16 protein-coding genes and 1 pseudogene are annotated in these 22,486 nt (G+C 58.6%); 8 read left to right on the forward strand and 9 right to left on the reverse strand.

Annotation, left to right across the window (positions count from 1 at the left end; all coding sequences use genetic code 11):
- Positions 1–2: 2 nt before the first annotated feature.
- Both FE840_RS17500 and FE840_RS17505 read right to left on the reverse strand, forming a co-directional pair.
- Positions 3–986, reverse strand: coding sequence for an ABC transporter permease (locus tag FE840_RS17500; protein ID WP_138287552.1), 984 nt, complete (start codon positions 984–986; stop codon positions 3–5).
- A 283-nt stretch (positions 987–1,269) separates the two neighbouring features.
- Positions 1,270–2,859: an ABC transporter substrate-binding protein gene (locus FE840_RS17505; protein WP_171033712.1), complete on the reverse strand. Its 1,590-nt coding sequence runs from the start codon at positions 2,857–2,859 to the stop codon at positions 1,270–1,272.
- Positions 2,860–3,108: 249 nt separating this feature from the next.
- Between FE840_RS17505 and FE840_RS17510 the strand changes: the two genes are divergently transcribed.
- Positions 3,109–3,951 (forward strand): helix-turn-helix domain-containing protein, encoded by an 843-nt coding sequence (locus tag FE840_RS17510; protein ID WP_138287550.1) that lies wholly within the window; start codon positions 3,109–3,111, stop codon positions 3,949–3,951.
- A gap of 43 nt (positions 3,952–3,994) precedes the next feature.
- On the opposite strand, the gene FE840_RS17515 is transcribed toward FE840_RS17510, so the two are convergent.
- Entirely contained in the window at positions 3,995–5,407 is a 1,413-nt protein-coding gene (locus tag FE840_RS17515; RefSeq protein WP_138287549.1) for an aspartate ammonia-lyase, read from the reverse strand.
- Positions 5,408–5,633: 226 nt separating this feature from the next.
- On the opposite strand from FE840_RS17515, the gene FE840_RS17520 reads away from it, so the two are divergent.
- Positions 5,634–6,947, forward strand: a complete 1,314-nt coding sequence (locus FE840_RS17520) for an amidase (protein ID WP_138287548.1) — start codon at positions 5,634–5,636, stop codon at positions 6,945–6,947.
- A gap of 216 nt (positions 6,948–7,163) precedes the next feature.
- Here FE840_RS17520 and FE840_RS17525 read toward each other — a convergent pair whose 3' ends face one another.
- Genes FE840_RS17525 through FE840_RS17540 form a run of 4 tightly spaced genes read right to left on the reverse strand, consistent with a single transcriptional unit; the run spans position 7,164 to position 11,339 of the window.
- On the reverse strand, positions 7,164–7,580 hold the full coding sequence (locus FE840_RS17525; protein ID WP_138287547.1) for a hypothetical protein: 417 nt from the start codon (positions 7,578–7,580) through the stop codon (positions 7,164–7,166).
- A complete protein-coding gene (locus tag FE840_RS17530; RefSeq protein ID WP_138287546.1) occupies positions 7,577–8,827 on the reverse strand; it encodes a c-type cytochrome in 1,251 nt (416 codons plus the stop codon). The genes FE840_RS17525 and FE840_RS17530 overlap by 4 nt, the downstream gene beginning before the upstream one ends.
- Positions 8,824–10,584, reverse strand: coding sequence for a GMC family oxidoreductase (locus FE840_RS17535; protein ID WP_138287545.1), 1,761 nt, complete (start codon positions 10,582–10,584; stop codon positions 8,824–8,826). Before FE840_RS17535 ends, FE840_RS17530 begins: the two co-directional genes overlap by 4 nt.
- Positions 10,585–10,604: 20 nt before the next feature.
- Entirely contained in the window at positions 10,605–11,339 is a 735-nt protein-coding gene (locus tag FE840_RS17540) for a gluconate 2-dehydrogenase subunit 3 family protein (RefSeq protein ID WP_171033711.1), read from the reverse strand.
- Between the two features lie 401 nt (positions 11,340–11,740).
- Here FE840_RS17540 and FE840_RS17545 point away from each other — a divergent pair, with 401 nt between their 5' ends.
- The 3 genes from FE840_RS17545 to FE840_RS17555 all read left to right on the forward strand — a co-directional run bounded on the left by FE840_RS17545 (position 11,741) and on the right by FE840_RS17555 (position 16,955).
- A complete protein-coding gene (locus FE840_RS17545; protein ID WP_138287543.1) occupies positions 11,741–13,009 on the forward strand; it encodes a metallophosphoesterase family protein in 1,269 nt (422 codons plus the stop codon).
- Positions 13,009–16,482, forward strand: coding sequence for an AAA family ATPase (locus FE840_RS17550; protein ID WP_138287542.1), 3,474 nt, complete (start codon positions 13,009–13,011; stop codon positions 16,480–16,482). The genes FE840_RS17545 and FE840_RS17550 overlap by 1 nt, the downstream gene beginning before the upstream one ends.
- A 125-nt stretch (positions 16,483–16,607) precedes the next feature.
- Entirely contained in the window at positions 16,608–16,955 is a 348-nt protein-coding gene (locus FE840_RS17555) for a thiol-disulfide oxidoreductase DCC family protein (RefSeq protein ID WP_138287541.1), read from the forward strand.
- A gap of 228 nt (positions 16,956–17,183) precedes the next feature.
- Here the strand turns inward: FE840_RS17555 and FE840_RS20920 are convergent.
- Positions 17,184–18,107 (reverse strand): annotated as a pseudogene (locus FE840_RS20920) (endonuclease/exonuclease/phosphatase family protein); the annotation flags it as partial.
- Positions 18,108–18,487: 380 nt separating this feature from the next.
- Here FE840_RS20920 and FE840_RS17560 point away from each other — a divergent pair.
- The 3 genes from FE840_RS17560 to FE840_RS17570 all read left to right on the forward strand — a co-directional run bounded on the left by FE840_RS17560 (position 18,488) and on the right by FE840_RS17570 (position 20,870).
- On the forward strand, positions 18,488–19,192 hold the full coding sequence (locus tag FE840_RS17560) for a phosphatase PAP2 family protein (protein ID WP_138287539.1): 705 nt from the start codon (positions 18,488–18,490) through the stop codon (positions 19,190–19,192).
- Positions 19,193–19,596: 404 nt separating this feature from the next.
- A complete protein-coding gene (locus tag FE840_RS17565; RefSeq protein WP_425502234.1) occupies positions 19,597–20,244 on the forward strand; it encodes a CoA transferase subunit A in 648 nt (215 codons plus the stop codon).
- The gene (locus FE840_RS17570) at positions 20,244–20,870 is read left to right on the forward strand and encodes a 3-oxoacid CoA-transferase subunit B (RefSeq protein WP_138287537.1); all 627 of its coding nucleotides are present in this window, start codon (positions 20,244–20,246) and stop codon (positions 20,868–20,870) included. Before FE840_RS17565 ends, FE840_RS17570 begins: the two co-directional genes overlap by 1 nt.
- Positions 20,871–20,973: 103 nt before the next feature.
- On the opposite strand, the gene FE840_RS17575 is transcribed toward FE840_RS17570, so the two are convergent.
- Entirely contained in the window at positions 20,974–22,485 is a 1,512-nt protein-coding gene (locus FE840_RS17575; protein WP_138287536.1) for a tripartite tricarboxylate transporter permease, read from the reverse strand.
- Between the last annotated feature and the right edge of the window lies 1 nt (position 22,486).

Raw genomic sequence — 22,486 nt, forward strand, 5'->3', positions numbered from 1 at the left:
GGTCACCCGATGCGGATACGTGGATCGAGCATCACATAGATGATGTCGACCAACAGATTGACGAGCACGACCAGACAGGCCGACAGGAAGAAAATGCCAAGCAACAGATTGTAGTCGCGGGCGAACAAGGACTGGTAGGCCAGCTGGCCGAGACCTGGCCAGGCGAACACGGCCTCGACCACGACGGATCCACCCAGCAGCGCACCGGTCTGGATGCCCGCCATGGTCACCACCGGCAGAAGCGCGTTTCGAAACACGTGACGCCGTGTGATCTGGCTGTTGGTCAGACCCTTGGCCCGCGCGGTTGTCACATAATCAAGACCGCGCTGCTCCAGCATGGAGGCCCGCATCAGGCGGGCATAGAGCGCCAGATAGAAGAGCGAAAGCGTGATCGTCGGCAGAACCAGATGATGGGCAATATCGACCACGCGATCCCAGCCTTCATAAAAGGCCACCACATCTTCCATGCCCGATGTTGGAAACCAGTCGAGCTTGATCGAGAAGACCAACACCAGCATCAGCCCCACCCAGAAGAGGGGCGTCGCGTAAAAGATGATCGCTGCAATCGAGATCACATGGTCCTTCCAGGTGCGAACCCAAAGCGCGCTCAAAAGCCCCATCAGGATACCGAGCGAAAGCGATAGGACGAGCGTCGCGCCCATCAGCAGCAAGGTCGGACCGAGCCGTTCCAGAAGCAGATCAAGGACGGGCGCACTCTGGCGGAAGGAATAGCCGAGATCGAGCGTCAGAAGATTGCCCATGTAATAAAGGAGCTGGATATAGACCGGTTGGTCCTGGCCAAAGCGTTCACGCATGGCTTCAATGAATTCAGGAGAGGCGCCACCCGCCTCGCCCGCAAGCACGGTCGCGAGATCGCCCGGTGCCAGCTGCAGCAGCAGGAAGTTCACGACCACCACGCCCAGAATGACGGGTACGGTCTGCCACAGACGGCGGAGGATATAGCCTCCCAGCGTCGAGCCTTTCATGATCAGGTCTCCCCTGTGTTCGTCGATAAATGTAGTCGGCTGTTCAAGCCTGGTGGTTTCGTTCCGACATTTGGCCCTGAAGTTTGCGGCGGGCGGATCGTAAATGTCGCATTCATTCCACTGGTGCGCATTCATGATGCGCGGGCAATTGCCCATCTCAAAGGAAAAAGGGATGCCGGTCTTGAAGCCAGTTCAATGGTCCCGCTCGCCGGCCAACACTGACGACCGGCATCCCAAGTGGCGCGCGGCGGAGAATGAGGCCGCGCGCTGGGTCCGCCTTCGGTTATTTCTTGTAGGCCGATGCAAAGTTGCCGTAGATGCCGAGCGGGCTGACGACGACGTCTTCAAACTCGCTGCTGATGACGGTCGGATAGTTGAGCTCGAGGACATAGGCGATCGGGCTCGCTTCCGAGACTTTCTCAACCAGCTGCTTGTAGAGGTCGCGGCGCTTGAACACGTCGGTCGCAACGGCAGCCTCGTTCATCAGTGCATCGGTCTCGGGGCTCGACCAGCGCGAGCCGTTGACGAAGACCGTGCCAGGCTTGATGCGGTCGGAGTGGATGCCGCGATGGACGCCAATCACCGGGTCCGCGAGGTTGAAGAGGAAGTTCGAGGTCAGGTCGAAGTCATAGTCGGTATAGACGCGCTTCAGCCAGGTCGGAAGATCCTCGTAGCGGAGCGTTGCCTTGACGCCGATCTTGGCAAGGTCCTGTTGAACGGCTTCACCGAAACGCTGCCATTCCTCACCGTATGGTGTGATGTCATGGGTGATTTCGAAGCGGAAGCCGTCAGGACCCTTGGGGAAACCAGCCTCATCGAGGAGCTTGTTGGCGATATCGATACGGTCGGGAACCGAATAATCCTTGCCGGCGGCAAACAGCCCGTTCGATTCAAAATTGGAGCTGATCGGACCCTTTGCAGCCTTGCCGAAACCGAACCAGACATTGTCGATCACGAACTGGCGGTCGATCGCATAATTGATCGCCTGACGGACCTTCTGGTTGTCGAAGGGCGGCTTCTGGGTGTTCATCATGAGCTCGACCATCGGCGAGATCATTTCGTAACCGCGGGTCGTGACGGTGATGCTGTCCAGTGCCGCGAGCTTCTTGACATCGTTGTAAGGGACTGCGCCCTGGCCTGCGACATGGGCCTCGCCCTTTTCGAGCGCCGCGGTGCGGGTCGACGAGTCAGCGATGAAGCGAACCACGATGCGGTCCAGATAGGGTTTGCCCTCCTGCCAGTAGTCGTCGTTGCGGTCGAGGCGCACCAGCTCGCCCTTGCGCCAGTCGGTAAACTTGAAGGGACCCGAGCCGATCGGCTGGTTGGCATTTGGATGGGTCTTGATGTCACCCTCGCCATAGATGTGCTTGGGCAGGATCGGGCTTTCGGCACTCGACAGCGCCATCATCAGATAGGGCGCCGGGTTGGCGAGATTGAAGACGACGGTATGGGCGTCGGGCGTGTCGACGCTGACGACATCCTTATAGGTCGCAATACCACGCGGATGAACCTTTTTGAGGACTTCCATCACGGTGAACTGCACGTCTGCCGAGGTCAATGGCTGGCCGTCGTGGAACTTGACATCCTGGCGCAGCTTGAAGGTGATGGTCTTGCCGTCTTCGGAGACCGTCCAGCTTTCGGCAACGCTCGGCTTGGGTGCGAGGGAGAAATCATATTCCAGCAGACCGTCGAAAATCTTGGAGGTGACCTGGGCGATCGGACCTGCGGTGGAGATGTAGGACGCAAGGTTCGGCGGTTCCGGTTGCGTGATCTGGACCAGCGTGCCGCCGCGATTTTGCGCAATCGCCGGCGTCGAAAGTGCGGCTGCCATAAGGCCAGCATAGACTGCGAGATGGAATCTGTTCGGTTTCATTGTTCTGCCCCTTCTGAAGATGGACTCCAGTCTCAGGCGGAGAAACACAGCTTCGGCTGTCATTAAAAACAGTTCAAGAACCTGCGAGCGCCCGTTACCCCGGAGTGGTTTTACTTCCACAGCGCCCGCTTCTTCTGATGGAAGTTTTCCCGGCGCTGTTGGGATAAGAATAGGGTCTCATTACCCTTGCGCTCAATGCGGAATCCCTTTAGCATCTGTCGCTAGTTGACGCATTTGAAGCATCTATTCATGACAGCACCATTGGACTTTACGACGGCGAACTTCTGCGAGAACCTGCGGCTGTGCTGCAGCTATTATCCGTCGATCTCGGATCTTTGCCGGCGGATGGACATCAATCGCCAGCAGTTCATGAAATATCTCTCAGGACAGTCTTCGCCATCGCGGCATAACCTGCGCCGCATCTGCGATTTCTTCGGTCTGGACGAGTTCGAGATCCTGATGCCGCACGAGCAGTTTCGCAAGATCGTGCAATTGCGCCCGAAAGGGGCTGACGACGCCATGTCGCTGCCGGAGCGGCTCAAGACCCGGCTTCAGCAGTCCCAGCGGCAGAAAGGCGTTCTCGCCAAGAACCTCGGCTATTACTATGAATACTACCCGTCATTTTCGACGCCCGGTTACATTCTCCGCTCGCTCATCCATATCTTTCACTGGCAGGATTTTACCGCCTATCGACGCTTTGAACGGGTGAAGCCACACGGAACGCGGCAGTCGCCGGATGTCTACAAGTATACCGGCCTGGTCCTTCTGCTCGGCGACCGCCTGCATTTGATCGATGAAGAGGTGCTGACCGGGTCGGAACTGACCCACACGATCCTTTATCCAAGCTATCGCAACCGGGTAACACTGCTGAGCGGCCTGACGATTGGCGTATCGGGGGCAGACAGCCGCGAGCCGAGTGCTGCCCCGGTTCTGATGGAATATATCGGGCGCAAGGTGAACCTTCGCCAGACGCTGGACGGCTGCGGTCTTTACGCGCCCGACAGCCTTGATGTTGCAGCAACGGTCAGGGCCTTCCTGACAACGGGAGGACAGCTGATCAACCCCTTGCGGGCAGCGCCACCAACGGGCTGATACCTGAGCAACGCCGGCTCGTGAACGGTTACAAAACCTTTCTCTATCGAGGGGTTGTTACCACGGGGCTCGCCAGTGGGTCTGCAAGCGTCGCAAGATCACGCGCCAGAAGACGCGCTTCGTCCGGTACATCCTCCGCGATCGAGAGGACCTCGCTCACCCGTGACTTGCCCAGTAGAATCTCCTTGGCAAGCGCAGCGGCGCGATCATAGCCGAGCCATGGCACCAGCGCCGTCACCACGGCCGTGCTGTTTTCCAGATGGGCCCTGCAGGCGTCCGGATAGGCAATGATCCCCTCCACGCAGCGGCTCCGAAGCGTCTCGCAGGCTCGGGTCAGGAGGGAAATGGAGGTCATCAGGTTGTAGAGAATAACCGGTTCCATGACATTGAGCTGCAATTGACCCGCCTCGGCGGCCAGAGTGACCGTGAGATCGGCCCCGATGACCTGGAAAGCGATCTGGTTGACGACTTCCGGGATGACCGGATTGACCTTGCCGGGCATGATCGAGGAGCCAGGCTGCAACTGGGGCAGTCCGATCTCGCAGAATCCACCGCGCGGTCCGCTGGAGAGCAGCCTCAGATCATTGCATATCTTGGAGAGCTTGGTCGCTGTCCGCTTCAGCATCGCTGAGAAGAGGACAAATGCTCCGGTATCCCAGCAGGCCTCAACCAGATCTCCGGCGCTGACCAGCGGTAGAGCGGTCTGCGCCGCGAGGTGACCAATGGCGGCTTCGCGGTATCCTTGCGGCGCGTTGAGGCCGGTTCCGATGGCGGTTCCTCCGAGATTGACCTCGCGCAAGAGGCCAGCAATCTCGGCCAGACGCGCATGATCTTCTCTAAGGGTAACGGCGAAAGCGCGGAATTCCTGTCCGAGTGTCATCGGCACGGCATCCTGCAACTGGGTTCTTCCGAGCTTGACGATCTGACTGAAACTTGCCGCCTTTGTCTCGAAAGCTGCAATCAGCGCCGCAAGGCTCTCGCGAAGGGTCTCGTGCTCCATCAGCAGGGCAAGACGGATCGCGGTTGGGTAAACATCGTTCGTCGATTGCGAAAGATTGACGTGATTGTTGGGATGGATGACGTCGTAACGCCCGCGCGGCAGCCCGATCAGTTCCAGCGCACGATTGGCGACAACCTCGTTCATGTTCATGTTTGTCGAGGTACCGGCTCCTCCCTGGAAAACATCGAGCGGAAAGGCATGGTCAAGTTTGCCGTCCATGACATCCTCGCAGGCGCGCATAATGGCCTGCGCCTTTTCAGGCGACAGAAGGCCCAAATCGCGGTTTGCCAGCGCGGCAGCTTTCTTGACCTGAGCGAGCGCCTTCAGGAAGGATGGAAAATGGCTGATCATGACGCCCGAGATCGCAAAATTCGCAATTGCGCGCTGGGTTTGCGCACCCCAATAAGCATCCTCTGGAACCTCGATTTCGCCGAGACTGTCTTTTTCGATCCGCATATCATGAACCTCCCGCACAAGACCGGATTGACCACCCGCCGGCAATACCGACCAGCCATGGGAAGTCTAACGGCGGTTCACGCGTTGGAAACGTCAAACCCATCCGGTACCGAACGCAAGTTGATGCTCAAGAAGCGTCATCTTGCGTCAACCGCAAACGCCACGCCATCTCAACAGGTGCATTCAGCTGTGTGTACACTCACCGCAGGAACACAGGGGCAATGCAATGCAGGACACGATCCTTGAGCTGGCCCGGACACTTCATCGGCAGAAGTCGGCAGGGCTTCTGATCCGGGAAAGTCTGGACCGTATCGAGAAGACAAATCCGAAACTCTTGGCCTTTCGCTCTGTCTTTGCCGAGCAGGCGATCAAGGCGGCCGATCTTGCGGATTGGCGGGCTGCTGAGGCCGGCGATGTTGGTATGCTTCACGGAATACCGTTTGCTATCAAGGACCTTGCAGAACTATCCGGCCATGTTACCGGTTTCGGCTCGCTCGCTTTCGGCTCCAAGACATCGACACAGACTGCACCCGCTATTCAGCACCTGATCGATGCCGGGGCCATTGCCATCGGGACCACCCATATGGTCGAGTTCGCCAATGGCAGTTGGGGCACCAACCATGCATTGGGGACACCATGGAACCCGATCGACATGACGCAACACCGGGTTCCCGGAGGATCGAGCAGCGGTTCAGCCGTTGCTGTTGCGGCCGGCCTTGTACCCTTTGCCATTGGCTCCGATACCGGGGGTTCCATCCGGATTCCGGCGTCGCTGTGCGGCATTGTCGGCTTCAAGCCAAGCTATGGCCTTATCCCCGTCACCGGAACAGCCTCGCTCGGCCCCACCTTCGATACGCTTGGCCCCATGACCCGTTCCGTCGCAGATGCGCGTACAGTTTTCGAGATCATGGCACGGGATGCCGTCCTGGCGCGCGCTGACAAAGTGGGGACGGCGACACTTGCCGTGGTGTTCGAAGAGCAGTTGGGTGCGCTGTCTCCCGTCGTCGATGAAAGCTTTGCCCGCGCCAAGGGGCGCCTTTCCGAGGCCGGCTTCCGCCTGAAGCGGTATCGCCTGCCCTTATCACTGCGTGACTATCAATCTCTTGTCGGAACCATCGTATCCTACGAAATCTATCAGTCCTCAGGACACCTTGCCGAGGACGAAAGCCTTCCGATGGACCCGCATGTCCGACGGCGAGTCCTCGCTGGTCGCGATATCCCTGAGCAAACCTATCTCGAACTTCTTGCCGAGCGGGAACGCGCAGTGACCGAGTTCCGAAGCAGTTTCATTGGCTTTGACGCCCTTCTGACACCGACGACGCCGCTTCCCGCGGTCCCCATAGACGAGGTCAATGAGGAAGAAATACCGATGTCCCGCTTCACACGGGTCGGAAACTACCTCGATCTTTGCGCGATCACCTTGCCCATGCAGGCGCCCGCCGGCGAGGTTACGGGCCTGCAGCTTCTGGCATTATCGGGACAGGACCGAAACCTGCTTGATCTCGCGTCGAAAGTGGAAGGCATTTTGCGCGGGCAGTGAGGCGTTCAAACCATCACGCAAGCACACGCGATTGCAAGGCAAGGAACCGGCAGCCTCAGGCTTTCACTGTTCTGTGATGTCAGTCGAAGCAAGCCAAGCCACGTCGGGAAGTGTGAGGAAAACGGGTTTGCCGCAGGATGCTTCCAAGTAACGCTTCCCAAGGACATTCCGCCGGGATGTCTGAAGGTCGCGACATGACGAGACATGATGCTGACCTCAGTAAACGAGCCCAGCTTGCCTGCAATCTGAAAGACTGATCTTCGAAAGATCTGGCTGATCGGCATCTGATTGGTCAAAAGACCCATTGCTTGTCACGCCGGTTCCTGATCCCTCGCCTGCAGCCTGAGATCCGTTATCGGCAGATGAGAGGCTGTCAATGGCAAGCTCCGGCACTTGCAGACGAGTTTCCCGCGACGGTGTCATCTGGCCCGGCACGACCGGAGGCGTATCGACTGTGCCTGAACCACGATCTTGCTCGGCTCTGGCGAGCGTGTTGCAGATCCGCAGAACGGTCGTCATCAGTTGACGCTCACCCGTATCCAGTTCCAGATCCCCAAGATAGAGCGACTGCGACCATGCGGGAGCCGCGCCAAGCACAAGGCAGAAGGCAGCCAGTGTCAGCCAGGATTTCATCGCTCGCCTCCCTGATGTTCAATGAGATAGTTGCGGATTTCGGAAACCTGTGATGCGGAAACAGACCCGGCCGGTCGATTGGAGCGGTGCCTGAGAAACGAGACGAGGTCCGCGATCTGGTCATCGTTCAGTTTCCAGGCGAAAGGCGGCATGGATAATGGCGTAGGGGCCGCGTCGGTTGCCACGGCACGGGCACCCTCGAGGATGACCCGGATCACGGTGGTCGGATCTTCTGCCGAGACCTTGTTGGACGAAACAAGGGGCGCGAAGAAATAGGGAACGCCGGTCAGATCGGCGTCATGACAGGCTGCACAGCTGTCGAAATAGATCGCTTCTCCGACCTCCAGTCGCTCGGTTTCAATATCCTCACGCTCCGGCTCGGGCCGATCATCAAGGCTCTTGAGATAGGTGGCGATGGCCGAAAGATCCGAGCGCTCAAGATTTTGGGTGGAGATCGCCACCACTTCCCCCATTCGCTGCATGGGCGCTGTGTGGGGAGCGCGTCCGGCACCGAGAAATTCCACGATATCGCGCTCTGACCAGTCCGAAATACCGCCATTATCGCCACCACGAATATTGGGCGCGAACCAGTGTTCGAGTGTCCCACCACGCAGATATTCCTCCTCGAGATCGGCGCCGAGGAAGTTCTTGCCCGTATGACAGGCACCACAATGGCCGGGGCCATCGACCAGATAGCGACCGCGATTCCAGGCCTCGGATTGCTCTGGGTCGCGCCGTAGCTCCTCGTCTTCGAAAAACAGTGTCTTCCAGCCGAGGATCGATCCCCGCAGGCTCAGGGGGAATGGCAAGTCATTTTCAGGTTTTTCTGCGCGGACAGGCGTCAGCGTTCTGAGATAATCATAGATCGCATCGGTATCCTCGCGCGGCATGTGAGTGAAGTAAGGATAGGGAAAGGCGGGATAGAGATGCTCTCCCGACCGACCGATGCCCTCATTCAAGGCACGGTAGAAATCGTCCCGCGACCAGCGTCCGAGACCGGTTTCGTCATCGGGGGTGAGATTGGGCGTGTAGATCACGCCGAAGGGCGTTTCCAAACCACGACCGCCCGCATAGGGGATGCCGTCATTATCGAAATCGGTATGACAGGCCATGCAATCGCCGGCCTGGGTCAGATAGCGACCCTTGGCGACCTGCGATGAGGCAAGTTCCTGTGCCTCGGTGGCAAATGATGTGAGCGCCCAGGCAGCGAGCGCGGCGGATATCGACAGACACTGCTTCTGGTTCATGACTGCACCAATGGCCCTGGCCGGGCGAGATAGGTGTTGATGATGGCATTGGCGGACCAATAGGCGAGCGCCCCTACCGTGCCGGTCGGGTTGTAGCCGGCATTTTGTGGAAAGAGCCCGGCACCGGTGATGAAGAGATTGGGCAAGTCCCAGCTTTGACAGTAGCGATTGGTCACGCTGTCGCTCGGGCTCTCACCCATGATGGTACCGCCCGTATTGTGGGTCGTCTGATAAGGCTTGGAATCGTAGGAACCACGGCGCCTGTTGACCTTGACCTCCCGTCCGCCCATGCCCCGGGCGATCTCCTCGACGAAGGGGGTGATATGCGCCGTCAGCAGCCGGTCATTGAGTGTGAAGTCGTAGGTCATGCGCAGAAGCGGGCGACCCCATCGGTCAGTATAGACAGGATCCAGGTCGAGATAGTTCGACCGATGCGCCATGGAGGCACCATGCAGGCCGACAGCGGTCGTCTTCAGGAAATTTTCCCGGACTGCCTGTTTCCATTCACTGCCCCAGCCGGGCACACCGTCTGGAACCGGATGGCTCTCGATCGGCCTCGTATTGGTGGTCCAGCAGGCGATATAGCCGCCACCGATGAAGCCGAGCCCCGAATGGTCGAAATTGTCACCATTGTAGTTGTCGACGACAGCCCCCAGGGCCCCGGCCCCGACAAACTCATTGGTGTAGTGATCGTCATAGAAGACATTGACCGACGACATCACCTGGTAGCAGTAATTCTTGCCGACAACGCCCGTCCCGTCCTGCGGGTCATAGGGTTCGCCAATTCCTGACAGGAGAAGCAATCTTGTGTTCTGCAAGGGATAGGCGGCGAGGATGACGATTTCGGCAGGTTGGACATATTCATCGCCCTGAGAATCGACATAGCGCACGCCGGTCGCGCGCGAGCCGTCGGCCGACTTCTCAATAGCGATGACTTCGGAATGGGTGCGCAGGACGAAGTTCTCCCGTCGCATCAGGGCAGGAATGATTGTTGTCTGCGGGGAGGCCTTCGAATAATTCCCGCATCCATATTTCTCGCAAAATCCGCAATAGGTGCATGGCGCAAGCTGCATGCCGAGCGGATTTGTATAGGCTCTCGACATATTGGCTGACGGGCCAGGAAAGGGATCAAGCCCGAGTTGACGGGCCGATGCCATGAAGCGGTCCTGGGAAAATGTCATCTGCATCGGTGGATTGGGATAGTGCTCGCTGCGCATGCCTTCGAAGGGATTGCCACCTTCCACACGTTCACCATTGACATTGCCGGCCTGGCCGCTGATGCCGCAGATCTTCTCGAAATGATCGAAATGCGGCTCAAGCTCGTCATAGGTGACGCCATAATCCTGCACGGTCATTTCCTCGGGCAGCCGGCCATAACGCTCTTCATTATGGGAGCGGGCAACAAAATCTGACGGCAGGAAGCGGAAGGTCTGGCCGTTCCAGTGAACGCCGGCGCCGCCAACACCATTCCCGGGAAGGAAGGAACCCCAGCGCCGCATGGGCAGCGCCATCTGTTCCTCGTTGTTGCGAAAGGTCACCGTGTCGTGAGAGGCCTCCTGAAACATGCCATGACGCCAGTAGAAGCGAAGCTCGTCCTGCGCAAAGGTTGTTGCAAAATGGGTTGGTGTGTCGCGCCAGGGACCACGTTCGAGCGCCAGCACTTCAAGCCCCGCATCGGTCAGCTGCTCCGCCATGATGGCCCCCGTCCAGCCAAAACCAATGATGACGACATCCTTGCCGGGTAGTTGCCGAGCCATGCGGTCTCCTTTCATGCGGTTTAGTTTCTGACCCAGGCAGGACGTCCCATCAGTCCAACTGGCGGAAGATCAAGCCTCGCCCCATTGTGATTGACGAACTCCCGGTAGTCGTAGCGGGCGCCGGGAAAGCCGACATAGCGCCAGCCGATCAGGTCGCGATTGCCGCCATAGATCGGATCGGAAAAGAAGCCTTCGATGACATTTTCGAGCATCAGGTCGAAGAAGGTCTTGGCGGACAGGTCTGTAAACTCGATCTCCTCGTTATCGAGACCTTCCAGGACAGAATGACGGTCATCCTCGGACAATCGGCGAAACGGCACGCCAAATTCCCGTTCGCAATGGAGATCGAGCTCCCGCAAGCCGAGACGATAAAGTTGAGCCGGCGGATGTTCGCTTTGATAGCCCTGTGTGGCTGCCCCCTTGGGGAAGGGGCCTTTCATGTACCAGTGCTGGGCTGCGCCGTAAAAGCCTGCAAGCTGACGATCGATGAAGGTCACCGCTTCGGCCTCTGCTGCTCCGGGGCCGTCCTCATCGCTTGGAATGAGGATGGCAAAAACTGCGGCGACTGTCTCACGCTCCTGCGACGTGAAGAACCGTTCCTCCAGAGTGCCATGATAGGGGATATCTCCCGTCAGAGGCTCCCAGGGCACGCCCTGTCCGCGGCCATATTCGCGACCGAACACCCATTGTGGTGCCGCCAGTGCCGTCCCTGCGAGAAAAAGCGTCTTGAGAACGCGCCGCCGCTCGATATTCACGCATATCCCTCCTTGATTGCTGGAAGGTCCAACACGTGGATGCCATTCTTGTTCCCTCACCTTTCGCACCCAAAGAAAGGGTGAGGAGGAGATCATGCAGACGGATGTGCCGGGGCAAGTCTCCGGAGTTGCTGCGAATGTCGCAGAGATCAACGGCAGGCCAGTTTCCCTGACCCATGGAGGCATGGGGAACGGGTGATTGACTTTTTCGCCAGGGAGGCCGTTGCCGCCGCGCTTTTGAACCGCGGCCGGTCACCGAGGGGAATCAAAGCCTCTGTGGTTCGAAAACTGTGAGGTTTCGGGACTGGCAACGCATCTTCCATCAACCTTTCTGTCGATAGCGCTCAGGAAGCCGTGCCGCTGATGGATTGTGCCGTGATTTCCTGCAATAGGTATCGGCCATGGCATTCCGTTTCGTGCATACTGCAGATCTACATCTCGATTCACCGCTTCGGTCGCTTGCCATGCGCAATGCGGACCTGGCCGATCTTGTTTCCGATGCAAGCCGCCGCGCATTGATTGCTATCGTCGATCTTTGCCTCGAAGAGCAGGTTGACGCACTGATCATTGCCGGTGACCTCTATGATGGTGACCAGACCTCAATGAAAACGGCTCGGTTCCTGGCGAGCCAGTTGGAGCGGCTGCATCAGGCAGGCATTCATACTTATCTGATCCGCGGCAATCATGATGCCCTGTCGAAGATCACACGCGAACTGGTCATGCCTGAGAGCGTGAAGATTTTTGGCGGCCATGCGGAAATTGTCGAGGCTGGTCCTCCGGGATTTGCGGTCGCCATTCACGGTCTGAGTTTCGCCAGGCCCCAGGCTCCGGAATCCCTGCTGCCAAAATACAAGCCACCCGTTGCTGATGCAGTCAATATCGGCATCATGCATACGAGTCTGGCGGGATCAGCGGGTCATGATGTCTATGCACCATGCAGCCTTACCGATCTGCATGCTTCGGGCTTTGACTATTGGGCACTCGGCCATATTCACCAGCGTTCGCACCATTCAGGCCGAGCCACCGTGGTTATGCCGGGAATACCGCAAGGCCGTGATATCAATGAGGCGGGAGCAAAGACCGTTTCGCTTGTCACACTTGGCGATGATCGCAGCATTTTCGTGGAAGAGCGGATCACGAGCCTTGCTCAGTTCGAGCGTATCAGCGTCGATCTTACCGGCATCACAGAGTGGCGCACTGCCGTTGAAGCCATGCATGCCGCACTGGCAGAGAAACGCGGTGAGGTCGCCTCGCCCCATCTCATTGCGCGCGTGAAACTGGAAGGCATCACATCGCTTTCCTGGCAGATCCGCCGCGATCTGGATCTTCTGCAGGTCGAGGCGGAAGAAAGGGCCGGTCGACTTGGACGAACCTGGGTGGAGAAACTGGAAGTTTCCGTTACCGCACCTGGATCAACATCTGATCGTCCAACGGCCGATCCGGTTGCTGAACTGACACGGCTGATGCAGGACGACGTGATCTCGCGTCGCGGCTTTCGTCAAGAAGTGGAAGATATGGTGCGGGACCTGCTCGGCGACCTTCCTGCGGAAACCCGGACATTTGCAGGTCGTGACGAAGGCGCATTCGAAACATTTCTGGACCAGTTGCTCGCAGAGGGTTCCGAGGACATCGCCGCACGGATGAAGGCGGCAGAACGGGAGGAGCGCTGATGCGTCTTCGCCGGCTTGACCTCTCACGTTATGGCAAGTTTACCGATCATTCGATTGATTTCGGTCGAGCAGAGAGCGGCCAGCCGGACCTTCACATCATCTATGGCTTGAACGAGGCCGGCAAGTCGACCACGTTTTCTGCCTATCTCGACCTGCTCTTTGGTATCGGTGAACGAAGCCCTTACAGTTTTCTGCATGCGTATAATGCCATGCGGATCGGCGGTTGCTTGGAAATCGATGGTAAAGAGCATGAACTTGTCCGTCTGAAAGTCAGAAATGGGAGCCTTGTTGACGACCGGGGCCAACCCGTCAATGAAGCGCTTCTTGCCGGAGCGCTTGGCGGGATCGGGCGTGATGCCTATCGCACCATGTTCTCGCTTGACGACCAGTCTCTCAAGGAAGGCGGAAACGCTATCATCCAGAGCAAGGGCGAGCTGGGAGAATTGCTGTTCTCGGCGAGTTCGGGACTGGCTGGTCTCAGCCGAGCTCTTGTCACATGCGCCGAAGAAGCGAGCGGACTTTACAAAAAGCGCTCATCGACCACAAAGCTTGCGGAAGCCAAGCGGGCCCTGGAGACACTGAAGAACGAACGCAGCGCCATCGATACGCTTGCCTCCAGCTATGGCCTGTTGAAGGCGAGCCATGATCAGGCAAATTCAGCCTATGAGACAGTGAATCGGGAGCTGGCCAGCGCAAAGATCAGGCATCAGGAATGTCAACGCATCTTGAACGCCCAGATCCCGGCTCTTGAGTTGAAAAGACTGACGGTCGAAATTGCCGCAATGGGGGAGCTGCCGCCATCTCCTGCAGAGTGGTTCACCCTCCTCCCGCAACTCCTCAAGGACGAGACCCGGCTCCAGGCGCTGATCGACACCACTGATCGAACCATTCTTCAGCTGCAAGAGGAAGTCGCTGCAATTACCGTTGATGAGACAGCGCTCACGCTCGGTGACCAGATCGAGAGGCTGGAGAAGGCGCGGGCCCGTTATCTTGCGGCTGAAGATGATCTTCCCAAGCGGCGGCTGGCACTGGCAGAGCAGGACCTGCTTCTTGCAAGTCTGCTGACAGACCTGGAAAGGTCAGGTCATCAGGCTCCAGAAGAGCTTCTCCTGCCCACAGCGCTGATAGGAACCCTGAGGGATCTGATTGAAAGGCGATCGGGTGTTGAGATTGCCCTTCAAGCTGCGAGACGAGAGGTGAGGCGCGTTGTCGAAGACCTCGACAGGCTGGAAGGGGAATGCCGCAAGCCCGAGCAAGGCCTCGTCCCGGACGCTGCAAGCGCCAGACGGATCGAGGCAGCCCTGACCCGCCTCAACAGCTCCGACCTGGCGACCAGGATCAGCTTTGAGGAGCGAGCCCTTGCTCAGGCAGAGCATGGTCTGGAAAACGCCCTTGCGGCGCTTCGTCCCTGGCACGGAACACCGGACGCTTTGTTGACTACACCCCATGCGAGCGCCAGACAGATTGAGGCCTGGCGTTTGCAGGCTATCCAACTGGAAAAGCAGAAGGAAGATCATCAACAACGGTTGCGCGATCTGTGCACGGAGCTGACACTGACAAAGGCGAAGATCGAGGCGCTGCAAGCCAACGGTCCAATCGGCGATGATGAGGCCATTGAACTTCGTCGAAAGCGCGACGAAGCGTGGGAGACACATCTCAGTCGTCTCGAAAAGGCAACAGCGGAAGCGTTCGAGGCGACACTTCGTCAGGATGATGCCTATTCAGCCGAACGACTGTCGCGGGCGCAGGAGCTTGCCGAGCTCCGTCACTTGCAAAAGACGGCAAGCGTGACGAAAGTGGCGATAGCGCGGTCTGAGACCCTGCTCTCGGAAACACTCAAGGCAGTCGATGGACTGATCGGCAAGATCCGTCCTGCCTTACCGGAATCCTGGGAACAGGACGGGGATGTGAGCGAGCTGGTGACGGCCCTTGAAGCCTGGAGTTTGAGGCGCGAGAAAGCCTTGGCCGCTTGGGAGGATCTGCGGCAGAGGGCAGACAGTCTCGCGGGCCTTCAAGACGAACTGAAGACATTGACCGTTGAGCTTGAACAGTCCCTGCATGCAGCAGGGGTTGAAGCGACTGTGGATGCTGGCGTCAGCGCGTTGTTGCGCTGCGCCAATGAAATTCTCGAGACATTCAAGCGCCAGGAATTCAAGGAGCTTCAGCGCCAAAAGACGCTGGCAGAGGTCAAACGCGATCTCGTTGATCGACAGCGGGATCTAAACGAGGCCGAAGAAGACAAGATGGCCTGGGATCGCGAATGGCGCGAGGCGCTGTCGCGAACATGGTTTGCAGACAGCCATGTCTCGACTGCAGCGGTACGGTCGATCCTCAATGCCCTTTCAAACCTGCCTGTCATCTTGAAGGATCACCAGGATCTGCTGGCGCGCGTCGCGGCCATGGAACGGGACCAGCGGCAGTTTGGTGAACACCTGGCAGAGCTGCAGGCGTCTTCTTTCAAAGAAGCGTCTCGCGGCGACCCGCTCTCCCTTGCCCAGGCCCTGGTGGATCGGCATGAACAGGCAAGACGTGCTTTCGAACTTCGATCTTCGAGGCAAGCGGATCTCGACAAGCAATGGGAAAGGCGACGGGCCCTTGAGAAAGAACTGCTCATTCACAATGCCCGCAAGGATGAACTGACGGGTCACTTTGGGACGGACAGCCTGGCAGAAGTCGAACTCTACCTGCAGAAGGCAAAAGATCGCGAACGCCTTGATGAGCGGGTCTTGAGCCTGCGGCATCAGATCGCCGATACCCTGAGGGTCAGTGAATTCGACGAAGCCCGACAAAGACTTGAGGATGCGGATCTTGATGCAGTGGAACGCGAGGCAGCCGAGCTTGAAGGTCGGCTTGAGGACCTGACGGAAAAGGCAAGACAGCTCTATTCCGAGCGTTCCGCGGCATGGCAGAAACTGGAGGCTGTTGGCGGTGACGATGCCGTTGCGCGCATCGAGGCCAGACGGCGTACGCTGCTCCTCGAAATCGAAGACATGGCGATACGCCACCTCAAGCTCAGGGTTGGCGTTCTTGCCGCAGAGCAAGCCCTTCATCTTTATCGCGAGATGCATCGCAGTTCGATGATGAAGCGGGCGTCAGAAGCCTTTCGCCTGATCACGGGCGGCAACTATTCCGGGCTCACCACGCAGCCGGACAAGGACAAGGAGATCCTGATCGGCGTGGCACGGGAGGGAGGTTCGAAACTTGCCGACGCCATGTCGACCGGCACACAGTTCCAGCTCTATCTTGCGCTGCGCCTGGCAGGGTATGAAGAATTCGCCAAACTTCGCCCACCGGTGCCCTTCGTCGCAGACGACATCATGGAAAGCTTTGATGATCCCCGTTCCCGCGAGGTTTTCCGGCTGCTTGGCGACATGGCGGGGGTCGGCCAGGTGATCTATCTTACCCATCACCGGCATCTCTGCGAAATCGCAAAGGATGTGGTTCCTTCCGTGAAGATCCATCAACTTCCATAGTCGCCCGAGGTTCAGAGGGCCTGTGCTTGATCCGGAAAGCCGCAGAACCCGTAAGAGAGAGCAAAAGGCATGCGTGGCAACCCGAGGCGGGCGACGGCGGGCGGGCATTGCGAAAGCAGACGAATATGAACAAGCAGGTCACAGTCTGGTTCGACAGCAATTGTCCCCTTTGCCGGCGCGAAATCGCGCTGATGCGCCGCCTTGATCAAAGAGGGGCAATTCATTTCGTCGATGCCTGCGATCCGGCATCGGCATGTCCCGTTGATCGAGGCGAAATCCTCGCGCGTTTCCACGCCATGGAAGGCGACCGCCTCCTGTCAGGGGCTGCCGCCTTTGCCGCCATGTGGCGTGCCATACCGGTCCTGCGCCCCCTGGGCCTGATTGCCGGCTGGCCCCCGATCAGCCCGCTCTTCGAGAAGGCCTATCTTGCCTTTCTGCGGGTCCGGCCAAGGCTGCAGGCGTTGTTTCGCTGAAATCCGGCGCTCCAGAACCGACCTTGACGCCGTCTCGTCTGATGGATCGAGTTCCCGCCTTGAACGCCGGGCGGCTCTGCGACTATCACTGTCTTGACTTTCCTCCAGTCCCTCCTCGATTGCTTCTTCTGCAGCCTCAATCTGTGACGGCTCTGGCCGAGGCGCAATTGCGCTGTCTCTGGCTGCGGAGTGGCAGAGGGAAACCATGAAAGGGAAGTGGTCAGAACCCACATCTTCAAGAACAGCGATCTCCAACAGTTGGAAAGCGTCCTCAAAGAACACGTGGTCGAGCGGCCATCGCAGCAGAGGCCAGTTTGCATTGAAGGTTGCATAGGGGCCGCGGCCGATCCGCGGATCCAGAAGACCGCTGATTTCCTGGAACAGGTGGCTTGTCTTCGACCACGCGACGTCATTAAGGTCCCCGGCAACAATGGCGGACGCCATTTCGTCCCGCACCTCCCGTCCGACGATCAGAAGTTCTGCGTCACGTTCTGCCGTGTCCTGGAGTGGCGGCGGCTTGGGATGCAAGCCATAAAAGTCAATCACCTTTCCAGACGGAAGCCGGAGCCCGGTCTTGATTGAGGGGACCTGGTCTTCAACAAGGAAGCGGATCCGGGGTTCGACAAGTTCCAGTCGGGAAAAGAGATGCATGCCATAGCCGTTGTTCTGGGGCTGGCTGATCACATGCCTATAGAGCGCGTTGAGCGGCTCCAGATGCCGGTGCCACCAGTCATCCGTTTCAACAAGCAGCAGGATATCCGGATCCGACCGCCGGACCAGATCGATCACAGGGCCGGCATTCTCGTTTCCGGCCAGGACATTGATCACCAGCAGACTGAAGGGCGGCCCCTCCCTGCAGCTAGACACGGCTTCGGCCTCGACGCGGTAGTATGGTGTATAGGGCGCTATTCGTGCGAGCTGCCAGCCCATCGCCAGAAAAAGGACGCCAGCGAATGCAGCGACGTTCAGAGATCGCAGACGCATCACCAGTGGCATCGCAATCAGCACGGCCGCCTGCAGGCTTGCCAATTGCAGGCGCGGAAAGTCCCAGATCCTGATCCACCATTCATTGCTCGGGATGAAGGGCAGCAGCGTCAGCGCAATGGTGAGAATGCCAATCGTCACGACCACATATCGCAGCATTATCAGCATTTACCGGGATCCTTCAGATTCTGGTAGACCGCGCCTGCCGGCAGTCGCCTGGCACCGGTCGAGGAACCTGAAAACGCTATCGGCTTGAAAGATGTGGTGGCGCTCACCGCACTCCCGGGAGCGTGAGGGACCCACGCGACCGGCAAGAACGAAACTGTTCACCAGCCGCACGGTTCCCCGCCGCCACCGCCATGGCACCCGGCAAGGATCGACAGCCTGTCCTTCATTTTCACCGATCGCAACCATCACAATTGCTTCAAGACAGGGTCGGTTTTGGTCAGAAGTGCTGACCAGCATTCAACGAACCGGGTCTTCAGACTGTGGAACACGCATACACGTCCAACCGTTCGCAAGACAGTTGGCTCACTTGCAAGGATGACATGATCAAGCGGTACATTACGTTTCTGGGCGATCGCGAATGGACGCTGGTTCTCGCGCTCCTGGTTGTCGCAGCTGCCCTCTGGGGCTTTGTCGAGCTGGTCGACGAGGTGATTGAAGGCGAGACAGGCGCAGTCGATGAGGCACTGCTTCTGGCTTTTCGAAGTGCAGAGGATCCGGCTGTTCCGCTTGGGCCCGACTGGCTGAAGGAAATGATGCGAGACTTTACCGCACTTGGCGGCGTTGGAATCCTGACGCTGCTGACATTTGCAGTTGCCGGATATGTCACCCTTCTTGGGAAACCGAAGGCCGCGCTGGCCATTTTGATCTCGGTTGGCGGCGGCGTCATCATCAGTACCTTGATCAAGGCCGGCATTGACAGACCACGCCCGGACCTCGTCCCGCACGGTTCTTATGTCTCCTCCGCAAGTTTTCCCAGCGGACATTCGATGATGGCGACTGTCGTTTATCTGACACTTGCTGTCATCGTCGCACGGGTGCGTCCAAGATGGCGGCAACGAGTTTACGTCCTGTCCTGGGCCATCCTTGCAACCCTGCTGGTGGGTGTGAGCCGGATCTATCTCGGTGTGCACTGGCCAAGCGATGTGCTCGCCGGCTGGACCGTGGGGTCCGCCTGGGCCATTCTGTGTTGGACCATCATGATCCATCTCCAGAGAAGGCGGCAAATCGAAGGAGAATCCTCCTGACGCAGGGGAAAGCAATGAGTGGCGATTGCCTGGCTCCCCGCGTCTTCCGATACCATTGACAACCCCGGAGCATGTCGACCTCTGGCAGGCGTCACCAGGGTCGGATGGCTGCAAAAACAGCCAGACACGATCATGGGCCAGGTCAGCCAGTCAATCGACCTCATGCACCATCTCGGGTCAACAGGAGCAGGAGCACAATAGCCCTACTTCGCATTGCATCAGCTTGCGTTGCACCGCAGAAAAACGATTCCGCTTTTTCCATCTATGCTGTAAATGACGGAGTGGTCCATCGGTGGGATGATGAGGGCCCGTGAAGAGGAAACACGTGCAAACGAAGGGACGCAGGCTTGCAAAAGATATTTGATAATGCCGATTCAGCACTCTCCGGTCTGTTGTTCGACGGCATGACAATTGCTGCGGGGGGTTTTGGCCTTTGCGGCATTCCGGAGAACCTGATTGCTGCCATCCGCAAGGCGGGCACGAAGGACCTGACCTTTGCCTCCAACAATGCCGGCGTGGACGGATTTGGCCTCGGCGTTCTTCTGGAAAGCCGCCAGGTCAAGAAGATGATCTCGTCCTATGTCGGCGAGAATGCCGAGTTCATGCGCCAGTATCTGTCGGGGGAGCTTGAGCTCGAATTCTGCCCGCAGGGCACTCTGGCCGAAAGGATGCGGGCCGGTGGCGCGGGCATACCGGGCTTCTACACCCAGACAGGCGTGGGTACGGTGATTGCCGAGGGCAAGGAGCACAAGGACTTCGACGGAAAGACCTATATTCTGGAACGCGGCATCGTTGCGGATCTGTCGATCGTCAAGGCATGGAAGGCGGACACCACCGGCAATCTCGTCTTCCGCAAGACGGCGCGCAACTTCAATCCGCCGGCTGCCTCCTGTGGGAAGATCTGCGTCGCGGAAGTGGAAGAAATCGTGCCCGTCGGCAGCCTCGACCCCGACCATATCCACCTGCCCGGCATCTACGTGCATCGGCTGATCCAGGGACAACATGAAAAGCGCATCGAACAGCGCACCGTACGCAAGAGGGAGGCTGTCTGATGTCGTGGGATCGTAACCAGATTGCCGCACGCGCGGCCAAGGAATTGCAGGACGGCTGGTACGTCAATCTCGGGATCGGCATTCCGACCCTTGTGGCGAACCATATTCCGGAGGGCATCAACGTCACGCTTCAGTCGGAAAACGGGATGCTCGGCATGGGTCCCTTCCCTTTTGAAGGGGAAGAGGATGCCGACCTGATCAATGCCGGCAAGCAGACCATCACCGAACTGCCGCAGACCGCCTTCTTCGACAGCGCCACCAGCTTTGCCATGATCCGTGGCGGCAAGATTGCCATGGCCATCCTCGGTGCCATGGAAGTCGCTGAAAATGGCGACCTCGCCAACTGGATGATCCCCGGTAAGCTGGTCAAGGGGATGGGCGGCGCCATGGATCTCGTCGCAGGCGTCGGTCGTGTCGTGGTCGTCATGGACCATACGAACAAGCAGGGCGAATCCAAGGTGCTGAAGGCCTGCACCCTTCCCTTGACGGGCAAGGGCGTGGTCGACCGCATCATCACCAATCTCGGTGTGCTGGATGTGGTGCCAGGAGGCCTGAAGATTGTCGAATTGGCTGAGGGCGTTTCCGAGGAAGAAATGCGGGCCGCGACAGAGGCGACGATCGTCTGAGGCGATCGGGACCAGAAGAGACCGCATCCTGGGACGGCTCTGCCCTTAGAGCTTCGGGATACCAAGGCACCGCCACAGCATTATGTGGCGGTGCCTTTTTTGACTACCGGGCTGGTCGCAGCCGACTGCTGGCCATGACCCAGAGCCGCGGGCCGAAGATGGCCAGAAGCGCAATCGCATAGATCGTCAGGGCAATGTTGGAGGTCACGAGGAAGGACCAGTCGCCCCGGTTGATCATCAGACCACGGCGCAGCTGTTCTTCTGCGAGGGGCCCAAGGATCGCTCCAACAAGTGCGGGAGCCAGCGGATAGCCGAAACGGCGCATGACCATGCCGACCAAACCGAAGCCGAGCAGAAGCACCAGCGCAAATGCCGATCCCTGAGCGCCGACAATGCCGAGGGTGGCAAATGTCAAGATCCCGGCATAGAGAAACGGTCGCGGAATGGTCAGAAGCTTCACCCAGATGCCGATGAAGGGCATGTTGAGGACGACGAGCATCAGATTGGCGATCAACAGGCTCGCGATCAGGCCCCAGACGATGTCCGCATTGTTGGTGAAGAGCAGCGGTCCGGGCTGGAGGCCATATTGCTGGAAGCCGGCCAGCATCATGGCCGCGGTTGCCGAGGTCGGAAGACCGAGTGTCAGGAGTGGAATAAGCGTACCAGCCGCCGAGGCATTGTTGGCAGATTCAGGGCCTGCAACACCTTCGATCGCACCCGCCCCACTTTCGAATTCCCTCTTCGCCTCCCCTCTGGCCAGTCTTTTTTCTGTTGTATAGGACAGAAATGTCGGGATCTCGGCACCGCCGGTGGGCAGCGGTCCAAACAGGAACCCGAGGCCTGTCCCGCGCAGATAGGGCCGGATGCAGCGCTTCAGATCCGCCAGGTTCAGCCAGACCGAACCCTTCACTGCCTCTGCCTTTTCCAGGTGGTTCATCCGCTGAGAGGCCAGATAGAAGGTCTCTCCGACGGCAAAGAGGCCGACTGCAACAATGGCAATCGAAATGCTGTCGCTCATCTCCGGGATGCCAAAGGCAAGCCGGACCTGACCGGTCAGCTTGTCGGTTCCGACAATGCCAATCGTGAGGCCGATGAAGAGCGCCGTGAGACCGCGGAGCATGGAGCCGCCGAAGGCTGCCGAAACGGTCATGAAGGATAGGACCATCAGGGCGAAATATTCGGCTGTCCCGAAGGAAAGCGCCACCTTGACCATGAAAGGTGCAACAAGTGCCAGACCCAGGGTGGCAAGTGTTCCGCCGAAGAAGGAGCCGATCGCTGCTGCACCCAATGCCTTGCCGCCTCGACCGGACTTGGCCATCCTGTTGCCTTCGAGCGCGGTCATGATCGAAGCGGTTTCGCCGGGCGTATTCAGTAGGATTGACGAAATCGCGCCGCCATACATGCCGCCGTAATAGATGCCGGCGAACATGATGAGCGAGCCCGTGGCGCCGAAAGAAAGACTGACCGGCAACAGCAAGGCCACGGTCAGAGCCGGGCCGATCCCGGGCATGACGCCAACGGCAGTTCCAAGCATGACCCCGACAAGAGCCAGGAACAGGTTCATCGGCTGAAGGGCTGTACCCAGCCCATCAAACAACAGGATGAAGGTTTCCATG

Source organism: Peteryoungia desertarenae, from assembly GCF_005860795.2.
GTDB lineage: Bacteria > Pseudomonadota > Alphaproteobacteria > Rhizobiales > Rhizobiaceae > Allorhizobium > Allorhizobium desertarenae.

Coding starts and splice junctions, on each gene's coding strand:
- FE840_RS17500 (WP_138287552.1), bottom strand. CDS start 986: ATGAAAGGCTCGACGCTGGGAGGCTATATCCTCCGCCGTCTGTGGCAG.
- FE840_RS17505 (WP_171033712.1), bottom strand. CDS start 2,859: ATGAAACCGAACAGATTCCATCTCGCAGTCTATGCTGGCCTTATGGCA.
- FE840_RS17510 (WP_138287550.1), top strand. CDS start 3,109: ATGACAGCACCATTGGACTTTACGACGGCGAACTTCTGCGAGAACCTG.
- FE840_RS17515 (WP_138287549.1), bottom strand. CDS start 5,407: ATGCGGATCGAAAAAGACAGTCTCGGCGAAATCGAGGTTCCAGAGGAT.
- FE840_RS17520 (WP_138287548.1), top strand. CDS start 5,634: ATGCAGGACACGATCCTTGAGCTGGCCCGGACACTTCATCGGCAGAAG.
- FE840_RS17525 (WP_138287547.1), bottom strand. CDS start 7,580: ATGAAATCCTGGCTGACACTGGCTGCCTTCTGCCTTGTGCTTGGCGCG.
- FE840_RS17530 (WP_138287546.1), bottom strand. CDS start 8,827: ATGAACCAGAAGCAGTGTCTGTCGATATCCGCCGCGCTCGCTGCCTGG.
- FE840_RS17535 (WP_138287545.1), bottom strand. CDS start 10,584: ATGGCTCGGCAACTACCCGGCAAGGATGTCGTCATCATTGGTTTTGGC.
- FE840_RS17545 (WP_138287543.1), top strand. CDS start 11,741: ATGGCATTCCGTTTCGTGCATACTGCAGATCTACATCTCGATTCACCG.
- FE840_RS17550 (WP_138287542.1), top strand. CDS start 13,009: ATGCGTCTTCGCCGGCTTGACCTCTCACGTTATGGCAAGTTTACCGAT.
- FE840_RS17555 (WP_138287541.1), top strand. CDS start 16,608: ATGAACAAGCAGGTCACAGTCTGGTTCGACAGCAATTGTCCCCTTTGC.
- FE840_RS17560 (WP_138287539.1), top strand. CDS start 18,488: ATGATCAAGCGGTACATTACGTTTCTGGGCGATCGCGAATGGACGCTG.
- FE840_RS17565 (WP_425502234.1), top strand. CDS start 19,597: ATGACAATTGCTGCGGGGGGTTTTGGCCTTTGCGGCATTCCGGAGAAC.
- FE840_RS17570 (WP_138287537.1), top strand. CDS start 20,244: ATGTCGTGGGATCGTAACCAGATTGCCGCACGCGCGGCCAAGGAATTG.
- FE840_RS17575 (WP_138287536.1), bottom strand. CDS start 22,485: ATGGAAACCTTCATCCTGTTGTTTGATGGGCTGGGTACAGCCCTTCAG.